This is a genomic window from Pseudomonas prosekii (assembly GCF_900105155.1).
Classification (GTDB): domain Bacteria; phylum Pseudomonadota; class Gammaproteobacteria; order Pseudomonadales; family Pseudomonadaceae; genus Aquipseudomonas; species Aquipseudomonas prosekii.
Genome location: NZ_LT629762.1, coordinates 1,029,057 through 1,042,836, shown reverse-complemented (window position 1 = coordinate 1,042,836; position 13,780 = coordinate 1,029,057). Strand labels below are relative to the sequence as shown.

The following is a 13,780-nucleotide window of genomic DNA, read 5'->3' as shown; positions in this document are numbered from 1 at the left end:
TTTCCGGGGGGTGGCCGGGTGATGGCAAATATTTTTAAAAAAGCCCTCAAGCAACCTGCGAAACCGACGATAACTATTACGAAGGTTCTCTAGGCCACACCCGGCGCTTGCCAGGGCCGGAAGCCGCAGTACCCAACCAACGAGGAATTCGTCATGGCTTTAACAGTAAACACTAACGTTACATCGTTGAACGTTCAGAAAAACCTGAACCGTGCTTCCGATGCACTTTCGACCTCGATGCAGCGCCTGTCCTCCGGCCTGAAAATCAACAGCGCCAAAGACGACGCCGCCGGCCTGCAGATCGCTACTCGCATGAGCTCGCAGATCCGTGGTGGTACTCAGGCAATCCAGAACGCCAACGACGGTATCTCCGTTGCGCAAACCGCTGAAGGCGCGCTGCAGGCTTCGACCGACATTCTGCAACGTATGCGTGAACTGGCTGTTAAAGCACGTAACGGCACCAACGGCGACAAAGACCAGGAAGCGACCAACTCCGAATTCGCTCAGATGTCTGACGAATTGACTCGTATCTCGGCTTCCACCAACCTGAACGGCAAAAACCTGCTCGACGGTTCGGCTGGTACTGTAACTCTGCAAGTTGGCGCGAACACTGGTTCGGCTAACCACATCGACCTGGTACTGAGCGGCAAGTTCGACGCCGTCAGCCTGTCGGTAGGCAGCGGTACTGTTGCTCTGACTGGCGCTTCCCCAAGCGACGCCGCCCTGGCAGCTGACAACGCGATCACCGCTATCGATGCCGCAATTGCGTCCATCAACAGCACTCGCGCCAGCCTCGGTGCTTCGCAAAACCGTCTGACCAGCACCATCTCCAACCTGCAAAACATCAACGAAAACACCACTGCTGCACAGGGTCGCGTACAAGATACCGACTTCGCCGCAGAAACAGCTAACCTGACCAAACAGCAGACTCTGCAACAAGCTTCCACCGCTGTTCTGGCCCAGGCTAACCAGCTGCCATCCGCCGTACTGAAACTGCTTCAGTAAGATCGGATTGAGTTTTGGCGGGGGAGTGCGCTTGCGTGCTCTCTCGCTTTTTCCGTTTAAGAGGTGATGGTCATGGACATGAGCGTGAAGCTGAATTTGTCTTACCCGGCCGCGAAACCGACGGTCAGCACTACCGAGAAGCCGGTCGACAAGCCTCGCGCCGAAAGTACCCAGGCTGTTGCTGCCAATAGCTCGGAATCGGGCAATCCGGACAATTCGGAAAAATTGAAAACTGCAGTGCAGGAAATTGAAAAATTCGTTCAGTCGGTCAAGCGCAATCTTGAGTTTTCGATCGATGAAACATCTGGCAAGGTCATTGTCAAAGTGATTGCGAGCGAATCCGGTGAAGTCATTCGACAGATTCCGTCGGCCGAAGCAATGAAGCTCGCTGAAAGTCTGCATAACGCCAGTAACGTGTTGTTCGACGCCAAAGCCTGATGCTGGCATGAAACGTGTTTGTACGATCATTGATCGCTGATAGTGGTCAAAAGACCGGCGACACACAGAGAGGGAGATGCACATGGCAAGTCCAATTCTACCGGGTTCGGGTTTAGGCTCGGGTCTGGACATCGGCGCGATCGTCAGTGCGCTGGTAGGCGCCGACAAATCGGCCAAGCAAACCCAGATCGACACCCAGACCAAAACCAACACGCTGAAAATCTCCGGTGTCGGTGCCCTGAAAAGCGCATTGACCGCGTTCCAGACGGCGATGAAAAACCTAGGCAGTACGACGACTCCTGCATTTGCGGGTTTTACCGCTTCCTCGGGCAATACCTCGATTCTCGCTGCGACCTCGGACAACACAGCGGTTGCCGGGACTTACAGCGTTGTCGTGACGAATCTGGCCACCGGCTCGAAAGTGGCGAGCGCTGCTTTTGCGGGCGGTACTGCCAGTGCCATTCCGAGTGGTACTCTGAAAATCAGTCAAAATGGCACTGACTACAATGTCGCGATTCCCGCCAATGCGACCCTGCAGTCGACCCGAGACGCGATCAACACCGCGCAGGGCGCCAACGGTATCTCGGCCAACATCGTGACGGACAGCACCGGCGCTTCGCGTCTGGTGATCAGTTCGAACAAGACTGGCGCCGGTTCCGACCTTACCGTCAGCGGCATCGCCGGCCTTGAAATCGACGGCACCCAGCCGATGAGCGCGAGCCCGACGCCGGGCGCCTCGGGTGCGGTGAATGGGATTGCCTCGGATGCGACGGTGATCATCGACGGCCTGACCGTCACCAGCAAAAGCAATACGGTTACCGGTGCGATCAGTGGCCTGACGCTCAACCTGGCTGCCGTTAGCACCGGTACGCCGGCGACTGCCACAGCGGTCACCGTCGCCAACAACACCACCGGTTTGCAGACCTCCGTTCAGGCGTTTGTCGATGCTTACAACACCCTGAAGAAAACCGTCGATACCTTGTCCAAAGCGACGGCCGACGATGACGGTAATCCGACCGTTTCCGCGGCGTTCACCGGTGACTCCTTGCCGCGTTCATTGATTGCCGACATCCGCGGTCAGTTGACTGCGCCCGGCGCCGGTGGTCCTTTGGCAGTGCTGTCGCAGATCGGTGTAATGACCGACCAGAACACCGGTAACCTGGCGTTTGACTCCGCGACCTTCACCAAGAACATGGCCACCAACGGCATGACCGGTCAGGTGCAGCAGTTGTTCACCGGGACCAATTCGACCAATGGGCTGCTGGCGCGCATGAGCGCTGCTGTCGATCCATACGTCAAGACCGGCGGTTTGCTCGATCAGCGCAGTTCCAACCTGACGACTGTCGGCAAAACCCTGACGACTCAGCAGAAAGCTTTGGATATGCACGTCACCAATCTCACTGCGACCCTGACGGCCAAGTACAACGCGATGGACCTGATCGTCGGGCAAATGAAGGCGACGGCCAGCAACATCACCTCGTTCTTCGCGTCGCTGAACGCGCAGCAGTCCAGCAAGTAGTCATGAACTGACGACAGAAACCCGGCTACGCTTTTTCAAGTGCGCCGGGTTTTTGTCTTTTCAATCTAAAGTTTTCTGGCTCAACGACGATACAGTGGTCATACGAGTCAACGTGGCAATGAGGTAAAACATGAACCCAATGTTAGCCCTTCGGCAATATCAGAAGGTTGGCGCGCAGGCGCAGACGTCCGAAGCCAGTCCGCACCGTCTGGTGCAAATGTTGATGGAGGGTGGTCTGGATCGTATCGCCCAGGCCAAAGGCTCCATCGAGCGCAAGGACGTCCCGGGCAAGTGCGTGTCGATCAGCAAGGCGATCGGCATTGTCGGTGGCCTGCGTGAAGGCCTGGACCTGGAGAACTCTGCCGAAGCCGTCGGCGAGCTCGACCAGTTGTACATCTACATGATGAAGCGTCTCGCCGAGGCGAACATCAAGAGTGACCCGCGGATCCTCGACGAAGTCGCGGGTTTGCTGCGCACGGTCAAAGAAGGCTGGGATGCCATCGCGGCGCCAGGTCCTCAGTTTTAAGGAGATCACCATGAGTCTTGTATTGCAGCGAATAGAACATACCCGCGTAGCGTTGGTGAGTGCATTGGCCGACCGCAACTGGGAGGTGATCGGTCAGTTGGATCTGGATTGCCGTTCCTGCATGGAAGACGTTTTGAGTGAAGCTTCGCTGGACGAGGCCGCGTTGCGCGACAACCTCGAGGAGCTGCTGTATGTCTACAAGCAGCTTCTGGAAGTGGCGATGGGGGAGAGGCAGGCAATAGTCGACGAGATGTCTCAGATCCACCAAGCGCAGAACGCCGCAAAGGTTTACCATCTGTTTGGTTAATTAATCCCCAGTTAATCCAAACTAGTGCGCCATAAATTTGACTGTGCACAGTTTTTTGACTTAACTAGTGGCTGTATCCAGATTTCAGGCGTCTACAGGCTTAACGAGTCTGCAAGCGTCTAGCTTGCCCCCTCATTTCGGGCATTGAGTTGACTAGGGAAGTTGCTATTGCATGTGGCGTGAAACCAAAATTCTGCTAATTGATGACGATAGCGTCCGCCGCCGCGATTTGGCGGTGATCCTTAATTTTCTTGGCGAAGAAAATTTGCCCTGCGGCAGCCATGACTGGCAGCAGGCGGTCGGCTCTTTGTCATCAAGTCGTGAAGTCATTTGCGTACTGATCGGGACGGTAAATGCTCCTGGCGCGCTTTTGGGCTTGTTAAAGACACTCTCAACCTGGGATGAGTTCCTTCCGGTTTTGTTAATGGGCGATAATTCTTCCGTTGACCTGCCCGAAGACCAGCGTCGCCGAGTGCTTTCGACCCTCGAGATGCCGCCCAGCTACAGCAAATTGCTCGACTCCCTGCACCGTGCCCAGGTCTATCGCGAGATGTACGACCAGGCCCGCGAGCGCGGTCGTCACCGCGAACCCAATCTGTTCCGCAGCCTCGTCGGCACCAGCCGGGCGATTCAGCACGTGCGCCAGATGATGCAGCAAGTCGCTGACACTGACGCCAGCGTGCTGATCCTCGGCGAGTCCGGCACCGGCAAGGAAGTGGTCGCGCGCAACTTGCACTATCACTCCAAGCGCCGCGACGGGCCATTCGTCCCAGTCAACTGCGGGGCGATCCCGGCCGAGTTGCTGGAAAGCGAATTGTTCGGTCACGAGAAAGGCGCTTTCACCGGGGCGATCACCAGCCGCGCCGGGCGTTTTGAACTGGCCAACGGCGGCACGCTGTTCCTCGACGAAATCGGCGACATGCCGCTGCCGATGCAGGTCAAGTTGCTGCGCGTGCTGCAGGAACGCACTTTTGAGCGCGTGGGCAGCAACAAGACGCAAAGCGTCGACGTGCGCATCATTGCCGCGACGCACAAAAATCTCGAAAGCATGATCGAGATCGGCACCTTCCGCGAAGACCTTTACTATCGCCTGAACGTGTTCCCGATCGAGATGGCGCCGCTGCGCGAACGTGTCGAAGATATTCCGCTGCTGATGAACGAGCTTATCTCGCGCATGGAGCATGAGAAACGCGGCTCGATCCGCTTCAACTCCGCCGCGATCATGTCCCTGTGCCGCCACGGCTGGCCGGGCAACGTCCGTGAGCTGGCCAACCTGGTGGAACGCATGGCGATCATGCATCCGTACGGGGTGATCGGCGTGGTCGAATTGCCGAAGAAATTCCGCTACGTCGACGACGAAGACGAGCAACTGGTCGACAGCCTGCGCAGCGACCTCGAAGAACGCGTGGCCATCAACGGTCACACTCCGGACTTCAGCGCCAATGCCCTGCTGCCGCCGGAAGGCCTGGACCTCAAGGACTACCTCGGTGGTCTGGAGCAAGGGTTGATTCAGCAAGCGCTGGATGATGCCAATGGCATCGTCGCGCGCGCCGCCGAACGCCTGCGCATTCGTCGCACCACGCTGGTGGAAAAGATGCGCAAGTACGGCATGAGTCGCCGTGATGGAGATGAACAGGCGGATGATTGACGCCTGTTTTTCAAGTCCTTCATTTATAAGCGATTTTTTTTAGGCACGGGTATTGCTATAGCTCTCGCAACGTTCCGTTTAACTGACGGTCAGCCAAGCGAGAGAGCACGATGCCCCAAGCCGCCCAGATGTCTCCTGTCCCTGATACTTCGGGGCTGCCGCTGCCCGTAGAGCAGGCGAGCCGTCTCGGACTTGAGCAGGCGTTCGCGCTGTTCAACCAGATGTCGAGCCAACTGACCGATTCCTACAGCATGCTCGAAGCCCGGGTCACCGAGCTTAAAGGCGAGCTGGCGGTGGTCAGCGCCCAGCGCATGCAAGAGTTGGCGGAAAAGGAACGCCTGGCCAACCGTCTGCAAAACCTCCTCGATCTGTTACCCGGCGGCGTGATCGTCATCGATGCCCAAGGCATGGTGCGCGAAGCCAACCCGGCCGCGTGCGAATTGCTCGGCTTGCCGCTCGAAGGCGAGTTGTGGCGCCAGGTCATCGCCCGTTGTTTCGCGCCCCGTGAAGACGACGGTCATGAAATCTCCTTGAAGGACGGTCGGCGCCTGTCGATTGCCACGCGCTCGCTGGATGCCGAGCCCGGTCAGTTGGTGTTGCTCAACGACCTCACCGAAACCCGGCATTTGCAGGATCAACTGGCGCGTCACGAACGTTTGTCGTCGCTGGGGCGCATGGTTGCTTCGCTGGCTCATCAAATTCGCACGCCGCTGTCCGCCGCACTGCTGTACGCCAGTCATTTGACCGAGCAGGAATTGCCGGTCGCCACCCAGCAACGTTTTGCCGGGCGCTTGAAAGAACGTCTGCACGAACTCGAACATCAGGTGCGCGACATGCTGGTGTTTGCCCGTGGCGAACTGCCGCTGACCAACCGCGTCACTCCCAAAGAACTCATGCAGGCGCTGCAAGCGGCGGCGTTGACGCATGTGCAGGATTTGCCGATTCGCTGGCAGTGCGACAGCCATGCCGGCGAATTGCTGTGCAATCGCGACACTTTGGTCGGGGCAATTCTGAATCTGATCGAGAACGCGATTCAGGCCAGCAGCGGCGCGGCGCGCTTGAAAGTCCACCTGTATAGCCGCGACAACAATTTGCGCCTGTGTGTCAGCGACAGCGGCAGCGGCATTGATCCGGTGGTGCTGGCGCGTTTGGGCGAGCCTTTTTTCACCACCAAAACCACCGGGACCGGGCTTGGCCTGACCGTGGTCAAGGCAGTGGCTCGCGCGCATCAGGGAGAATTGCAGTTGCGCTCGCGGCTCGGTCGCGGCACGTCTGCATTGCTGACCTTGCCGTTGTTTTCCAGCGCAGCGGAGACGGAGTGAAGGGCATGCCAATCAAGGTTTTACTGGTCGAGGATGACCGCGCGCTGCGCGAAGCACTGGCCGACACCCTGCTGCTCGCGGGCCACGATTTCAAGGCTGTCGGTTCTGCCGAAGAGGCGCTGACGGCGGTCGCTGTCGAGGCGTTCAATCTGGTGGTCAGCGACGTCAATATGCCGGGCATGGACGGCCATCAACTGTTGGCGTTGCTGCGAGCACGCCAACCGCAATTGCCGGTGTTGCTGATGACGGCGCATGGTGCCGTGGAGCGTGCCGTCGACGCGATGCGCCAGGGCGCGGCGGATTATCTGGTCAAGCCGTTCGAGCCCAAAGCCTTGCTCGATCTGGTGGCGCGGCATGCGTTGGGCAGTCTCGGCCCGAGCGACAGCGAAGGCCCGATCGCCTTCGAACCGGCCAGCGCCCAGTTGCTGGAACTGGCCAAACGCGTGGCGCGCAGCGATTCGACCGTGTTGATCTCCGGCGAATCCGGCACCGGCAAAGAGGTGCTGGCACGCTTTATTCACCAGCACTCGAACCGCGCCAATCAACCGTTTATCGCGATCAACTGCGCGGCGATTCCCGACAACATGCTCGAAGCGACGTTGTTCGGGCATGAGAAAGGTTCGTTCACCGGCGCCATCGCCGCTCAGGCCGGCAAGTTTGAACAGGCTGACGGCGGGACCATTCTGCTCGACGAGATTTCCGAAATGCCCATGGGCCTGCAGGCCAAGTTGCTGCGGGTGTTGCAGGAGCGCGAAGTCGAGCGGGTCGGTGCGCGCAAGCCGATCACTTTGGACATTCGCGTGGTTGCCACCACCAACCGTGATCTGGCCGGTGAAGTGGCGGCGGGGCGTTTTCGTGAAGACCTTTATTACCGGTTGTCGGTTTTTCCGCTGGCCTGGCGTCCGTTGCGCGAGCGCACCGCCGACATCCTGCCGCTGGCCGAGCGGCTGTTGGCCAAACACGTCAATAAAATGAAGCATGCGGCGGCGCGTCTGTCGCCGGACGCGCAGGCGTGCCTGATCGGTTACCCATGGCCGGGCAACGTGCGCGAACTGGATAATGCGATTCAGCGCGCGTTGATTCTACAGCAGGGTGGTTTGATTCAGCCGCAGGATTTCTGCCTGTCGGGGCCGGTGGCCTGTGCGCCGTTGCCGACGTTGGCGCCGACATTGGCATCAACGCTGACGCCGCTGCGGGCGGCGGACGTGGATGTGGAGTCGGCGAATGCCTTGGGCGATGACCTGCGCCGCCATGAATTCCAGATGATCATCGACACCCTTCGCGCCGAGCGTGGCCGCCGCAAGGAAGCCGCCGAACGCCTGGGCATCAGCCCGCGCACCCTGCGCTACAAACTCGCGCAAATGCGTGACGCCGGCATGGACGTGGAAGCGTACCTGTTCGCCACCTGAGTGCGGCGCGCCGCATAACCCCTGTAGGAGCGAGCTTGCTCGCGATAGCGGTGTATCAGTCGACATTTATGTAACTGATACACCGCCATCGCGAGCAGGCTCACTCCTACAGTAGTTTTCGCATCTGCAGGCTTTTCTGAAGGCTATGTCGCCGAGCTGGCACCCTTGTTGCTAACACCTCAGTACCCGCCGAGTGAGTGTCAAAAAATTGCGGGTCGTCAGAGAGAGAGACCATGAGCCAAGGTATTGAATTTAATCGATTGATGTTGGACATGCGTTCCATGCAAATGGACGCAATGTCGGCACCCAAATCGACTGCAGCCGTTCCGGAACTGGGTGGCAGCAGCTTTGCAGACATGCTTGGCATGGCCGTCAATAAAGTCAGCGAGACTCAGCAGGCGTCGAGCCAGTTGGCCAATGCCTTCGAGATCGGCAAAAGCGGCGTTGATCTGACGGACGTGATGATTTCCTCGCAGAAGGCTACTGTGTCTTTTCAGGCGTTGACCCAAGTGCGTAACAAGTTGGTTCAGGCTTACCAAGACATCATGCAGATGCCGGTTTAAGGACGAGATTGAGTCATGGCTGATGCGATCGCCGATAATGTTCCGGCCAAGGCCACCCCGGTAGACGGCAAACCGCCGCTGTTCGGGTTGTCCTTCCTGGAAAACCTCTCCGAGATGACCATGCTGCGTCAGGTAGGCCTGTTGGTCGGCCTGGCTGCGAGCGTGGCGATTGGCTTCGCCGTGGTGTTGTGGTCGCAGCAGCCGGATTACCGGCCGCTGTACGGCAGCCTCGCCGGGATGGACGCCAAGCAGGTCATGGAAACCCTGGCCGCCGCCGACATTCCTTATTCCGTTGAACCCAATTCCGGTGCCTTGCTGGTCAAGGCCGATGATGTGTCGCGCGCGCGGCTCAAGCTCGCGGCCGCTGGTGTCACTCCCAGCGACGGCAACATCGGTTTTGAAATCCTCGACAAGGAACAGGGGCTGGGCACCAGCCAGTTCATGGAAGCGACCCGTTATCGTCGCGGCCTCGAAGGCGAACTGGCGCGGACCATTTCCAGCCTGAACAACGTCAAGGGTGCCCGCGTGCACCTGGCGATCCCGAAAAGCTCGGTGTTCGTGCGTGATGAGCGCAAGCCAAGTGCGTCGATTCTGGTCGAGCTGTATTCCGGCCGTTCGCTGGAGCCGGGTCAGGTTTTGGCGATCATCAACCTGGTCGCCACCAGCGTGCCTGAGCTGAGCAAGTCGCAGATCACCGTCGTCGACCAAAAGGGCAACCTGCTGTCCGATCAGGCGGAAAACTCCGAACTGACCATGGCCGGCAAGCAATTCGATTACAGCCGTCGCATGGAAAGCATGCTCACCCAGCGTGTGCACAACATCCTGCAACCGGTGCTGGGCAACGACCGCTACAAGGCAGAAGTGTCGGCGGACGTCGATTTCAGCGCTGTCGAGTCGACTTCCGAGCAGTTCAACCCGGATCAACCGGCGTTGCGCAGCGAGCAATCGACCTCTGAGCAACGGACTTCCAGCAATGGCCCGCAAGGTGTGCCGGGTGCCCTCAGCAACCAGCCGCCAGCGCCAGCCTCGGCGCCGCAAACCACCGGTGGCGCGACTGCGGCGGCGGGCATGGTGCAGCCAGGTCAGCCATTGCTTGATGCCAACGGTCAGCAAATCATGGACCCGGCCACCGGCCAGCCTATGCTTGCACCGTACCCGGCGGACAAGCGTCAACAATCCACCAAGAACTTCGAGCTCGATCGCTCCATCAGCCACACCAAGCAGCAACAGGGCCGGTTGAATCGCCTGTCGGTGTCGGTGGTGGTCGATGATCAGGTCAAGGTCAACGCGGCCAACGGCGAAACCAGCCGTGCGCCGTGGAGCGCCGACGAATTGGCGCGCTTCACTCGCCTGGTGCAGGACGCCGTCGGTTTCGACGCCAGCCGTGGTGACAGCGTCAGCGTGATCAACATGCCGTTCTCCGCCGAACGCGGCGAAGTGATTGCCGATATTCCGTTCTACTCCCAGCCTTGGTTCTGGGACATCGTCAAACAAGTGCTGGGTGTGTTGTTCATCCTTGTGCTGGTTTTCGGTGTGCTGCGTCCGGTGCTGAACAACATCACCGGTGGCGGCAAAGGCAAGCAACTGGCCGGGATCGGCAGCGACGTCGAGTTGGGTGGCATGGGCGGCCTGGACGGCGAACTGGCCAACGACCGCGTCAGCCTCGGCGGCCCGACCAGCATTTTGCTGCCGAGCCCGAGCGAAGGCTATGACGCCCAGTTGAACGCAATCAAAAGTTTGGTGGCAGAAGATCCGGGTCGTGTGGCCCAGGTCGTGAAAGAGTGGATTAACGCAGATGAGTGATAACCGAGCCGCTGTCGCCAAACTGTCCCGTGTCGATAAAGCCGCGATCCTGCTGCTGTCGCTCGGTTCGACGGATGCCGCCCAAGTGCTGCGCCACATGGGGCCCAAAGAGGTCCAGCGTGTGGGCGTGGCCATGGCGCAAATGGGTAACGTGCACCGTGAGCAGGTCGAGCAGGTGATGAGCGAGTTCGTCGACATCGTCGGCGATCAGACCAGCCTCGGCGTCGGTTCTGACGACTACGTGCGCAAAATGCTCACTCAGGCCTTGGGCGAAGACAAGGCCAACGGCCTGATCGACCGCATTCTGCTGGGCGGCAACACCAGTGGCCTCGACAGCCTGAAGTGGATGGAGCCGCGCGCCGTCGCCGACGTGATCCGTTTCGAACACCCGCAGATCCAGGCGATCGTGGTCGCGTATCTCGACCCGGACCAGGCCGGCGAAGTGCTCGGCAACTTCGACCACAAGGTGCGTCTGGACATCATCCTGCGCGTCTCGTCGTTGAATACCGTGCAGCCAGCGGCCCTGAAAGAACTCAACCAGATTCTCGAGAAGCAGTTCTCCGGCAACTCGAACGCCTCGCGCACCACCCTCGGTGGCATCAAGCGTGCGGCCGACATCATGAACTTCCTCGACAGCTCGATCGAAGGTCAGTTGATGGATTCGATTCGCGAAGTCGACGAAGACCTGTCCGGTCAGATCGAAGACCTCATGTTCGTGTTCAACAACCTGTCCGATGTCGATGACCGCGGGATTCAGGCGTTGCTGCGCGAAGTGTCCTCCGACGTGCTGGTGCTGGCCCTCAAGGGTTCGGACGAAGGCGTCAAGGAAAAGATCTTCAAGAACATGTCCAAACGAGCGGCCGAACTGTTGCGCGACGACCTCGAGGCCAAAGGCCCGGTGCGCGTCAGCGACGTCGAAACCGCGCAGAAAGAAATCCTCACCATTGCCCGCCGTATGGCCGAAGCCGGAGAAATCGTTCTCGGTGGAAAGGGTGGCGAAGAGATGATCTAAGGTCACTATGTCGTCCAAACATGATGAGTCCAATACCGACCTGATCCGTGGCAAACAGGTCGGCAATTTCGATATCTGGTCGCTGCCAAGCTTCGACCCGCATGTGCCTGAGCCCGAGCCGGCCCCCGAGCCTGAACCGCCGGAAATGGAAGAAGTGCCGCTGGAAGAAGTCCAGCCACTGACCCTCGAAGAGCTCGAAAGCATCCGCCAGGAGGCTTACAACGAAGGCTTTGCCACGGGCGAGAAAGAAGGTTTTCACAGCACCACGCTCAAGGTTCGCCAGGAAGCGGACGTCGCTTTGTCGGCCAAGCTTTCCGCGCTGGAGCAATTGATGGGGCATTTGTTCGAACCCATCGCCGAGCAGGATTCGCAGATTGAAAAATCCCTGGTCGATCTCGTGCAGCACATCACCAAACAGGTGATTCAGCGCGAACTGGCCATCGACTCCACGCAAATCGAAAGCGTCATGCGCGAAGCGCTCAAGCTATTGCCGCTGGGTGTGGGCAATGTGCGGCTGTACATCAATCCGCAGGATTTCGAACAGGTCAAAGCCCTGCGCGAGCGCCATGACGAAACCTGGCGCATCGTCGAGGACGAAGCGCTGCTGCCCGGCGGTTGCCGGGTTGAAACCGAGCACAGCCGCATCGACGCGACCATCGAAACCCGCGTTGCGCGGGTAATGGACAAGCTGTTCGATCAGTTGCACGAACAAGCGCTGCACCCGGCCGCGCCGGACTTGAGTCTGGAACTGCCGGTCGACGCCAAACCGCCTGCCGAGCCAGCTGCCGAGCCAGTTGCCGAGCCAGTTGCCGAGCCTGGTTTTGCGCCAGATGCCAAATTGCCTGCCGAACCGGACCCGACCGATGCGCCTTGATCGCACCAGTTTCGCCAAGCGCCTCAGCGGTTACGTCGAGGCCACGGAGCTGGAAGGCGCGCCGATCCTCGAAGGGCGCTTGCTGCGCATGGTGGGCCTGACCCTCGAAGCCGAAGGTTTGCGCGCCGCCATGGGCAGCCGCTGCATGGTCATCAACGACACCAGTTATAACCCGGTGCAGGTTGAAGCCGAAGTCATGGGCTTCTCCGGCAGCAAAGTATTCCTGATGCCGGTCGGCAGCGTCGCCGGCATTGCGCCCGGCGCACGTGTGGTGCCGCTGGCCGATACCGGTCGTTTGCCGATGGGCATGAGCATGCTCGGGCGGGTGCTTGACGGCGCCGGCCGCGCGCTCGACGGCAAGGGTGGGATGAAAGCCGAGGATTGGGTGCCGATGGACGGCCCGACGATCAACCCGCTCAAACGCCACCCGATCAGTGAACCGCTGGACGTCGGCATTCGCTGCATCAACGGTTTGCTGACGGTCGGTCGCGGCCAGCGTCTGGGCCTGTTCGCCGGTACCGGCGTGGGTAAATCGGTACTGCTGGGGATGATGACGCGCTTCACTGAGGCCGACATTATTGTCGTCGGGCTGATCGGTGAGCGGGGTCGTGAGGTCAAGGAGTTCATCGAGCACATTCTGGGTGAAGAAGGCCTCAAACGCTCCGTCGTGGTCGCCTCGCCGGCGGACGATGCGCCGCTGATGCGCATGCGCGCCGCGATGTATTGCACACGCATTGCCGAGTATTTCCGCGACAAGGGCAAAAACGTCCTGTTGCTAATGGATTCGCTGACCCGTTTCGCCCAGGCCCAGCGCGAAATCGCTTTGGCCATTGGTGAGCCGCCGGCGACCAAGGGTTATCCGCCGTCGGTGTTCGCCAAGTTGCCGAAACTGGTGGAACGCGCCGGTAACGCCGAGAAGGGCGGCGGTTCGATTACCGCGTTTTATACGGTGTTGTCCGAGGGCGACGACCAGCAGGATCCGATTGCCGATGCCGCGCGAGGCGTGCTCGACGGCCACATCGTGCTGTCGCGGCGTCTGGCCGAAGAAGGTCATTACCCAGCCATCGACATCGAAGCTTCGATCAGCCGGGTGATGCCGTCGGTGGTGACGCCGGAACACATGATGCGCGCGCAGTATTTCAAGCAATTGTGGTCGCGTTATCAGCAGAGCCGCGACTTGATCAGTGTTGGCGCCTACGTCGCTGGCGGTGATCGCGAAACCGATTTGGCTATTTCGTTGCAGCCGCAGCTGGTCCGCTACTTGCGCCAGGGGCTGAACGACAGCATCAGCCTCGGCGAAAGCGAAGCGTACCTCGGCAGCATTTTCGCCCCAGCGGCCGGCGGTTAACCGGCC

General features: G+C 59.7%; 13 protein-coding genes. All 13 read left to right on the top strand.

Going from position 1 to position 13,780, the window contains the following annotated elements; all coding sequences use genetic code 11:
- Positions 1-153: 153 nt before the first annotated feature.
- Positions 154-1,005, top strand: a complete 852-nt coding sequence (locus BLU01_RS04815; RefSeq protein ID WP_092271479.1) for a flagellin domain-containing protein — start codon at positions 154-156, stop codon at positions 1,003-1,005.
- A 72-nt stretch (positions 1,006-1,077) separates the two neighbouring features.
- A complete protein-coding gene (locus BLU01_RS04810; RefSeq protein ID WP_092271477.1) occupies positions 1,078-1,443 on the top strand; it encodes a flagellar protein FlaG in 366 nt (121 codons plus the stop codon).
- A gap of 82 nt (positions 1,444-1,525) precedes the next feature.
- Positions 1,526-2,962, top strand: a complete 1,437-nt coding sequence (fliD, locus tag BLU01_RS04805; RefSeq protein ID WP_092271475.1) for a flagellar filament capping protein FliD — start codon at positions 1,526-1,528, stop codon at positions 2,960-2,962.
- A 130-nt stretch (positions 2,963-3,092) separates the two neighbouring features.
- Positions 3,093-3,488, top strand: coding sequence for a flagellar export chaperone FliS (gene fliS / locus BLU01_RS04800; RefSeq protein ID WP_092271473.1), 396 nt, complete (start codon positions 3,093-3,095; stop codon positions 3,486-3,488).
- A gap of 10 nt (positions 3,489-3,498) precedes the next feature.
- Positions 3,499-3,795, top strand: a complete 297-nt coding sequence (locus BLU01_RS04795; protein WP_092271471.1) for a flagellar protein FliT — start codon at positions 3,499-3,501, stop codon at positions 3,793-3,795.
- Positions 3,796-3,967: 172 nt separating this feature from the next.
- The gene (locus BLU01_RS04790) at positions 3,968-5,443 is read left to right on the top strand and encodes a sigma-54 dependent transcriptional regulator (protein ID WP_092271469.1); all 1,476 of its coding nucleotides are present in this window, start codon (positions 3,968-3,970) and stop codon (positions 5,441-5,443) included.
- Positions 5,444-5,571: 128 nt separating this feature from the next.
- Positions 5,572-6,765, top strand: a complete 1,194-nt coding sequence (locus BLU01_RS04785; protein WP_167370417.1) for a sensor histidine kinase — start codon at positions 5,572-5,574, stop codon at positions 6,763-6,765.
- Positions 6,766-6,770: 5 nt separating this feature from the next.
- Positions 6,771-8,174 (top strand): sigma-54-dependent transcriptional regulator, encoded by a 1,404-nt coding sequence (locus BLU01_RS04780; RefSeq protein WP_092271465.1) that lies wholly within the window; start codon positions 6,771-6,773, stop codon positions 8,172-8,174.
- Between the two features lie 233 nt (positions 8,175-8,407).
- Positions 8,408-8,737 carry a flagellar hook-basal body complex protein FliE gene (gene fliE, locus BLU01_RS04775; protein ID WP_092271463.1) on the top strand — a complete coding sequence of 110 codons (330 nt, stop codon included), beginning with the start codon at positions 8,408-8,410 and terminating at the stop codon, positions 8,735-8,737.
- A 15-nt stretch (positions 8,738-8,752) separates the two neighbouring features.
- The gene (gene fliF / locus BLU01_RS04770) at positions 8,753-10,540 is read left to right on the top strand and encodes a flagellar basal-body MS-ring/collar protein FliF (protein ID WP_092271461.1); all 1,788 of its coding nucleotides are present in this window, start codon (positions 8,753-8,755) and stop codon (positions 10,538-10,540) included.
- On the top strand, positions 10,533-11,552 hold the full coding sequence (gene fliG, locus BLU01_RS04765) for a flagellar motor switch protein FliG (RefSeq protein ID WP_092271459.1): 1,020 nt from the start codon (positions 10,533-10,535) through the stop codon (positions 11,550-11,552). The genes fliF and fliG overlap by 8 nt, the downstream gene beginning before the upstream one ends.
- 7 nt (positions 11,553-11,559) lie before the next feature.
- Positions 11,560-12,426, top strand: a complete 867-nt coding sequence (gene fliH, locus BLU01_RS04760) for a flagellar assembly protein FliH (protein ID WP_092271457.1) — start codon at positions 11,560-11,562, stop codon at positions 12,424-12,426.
- On the top strand, positions 12,416-13,774 hold the full coding sequence (fliI, locus tag BLU01_RS04755) for a flagellar protein export ATPase FliI (RefSeq protein ID WP_092271455.1): 1,359 nt from the start codon (positions 12,416-12,418) through the stop codon (positions 13,772-13,774). Before fliH ends, fliI begins: the two co-directional genes overlap by 11 nt.
- Positions 13,775-13,780: the final 6 nt, after the last annotated feature.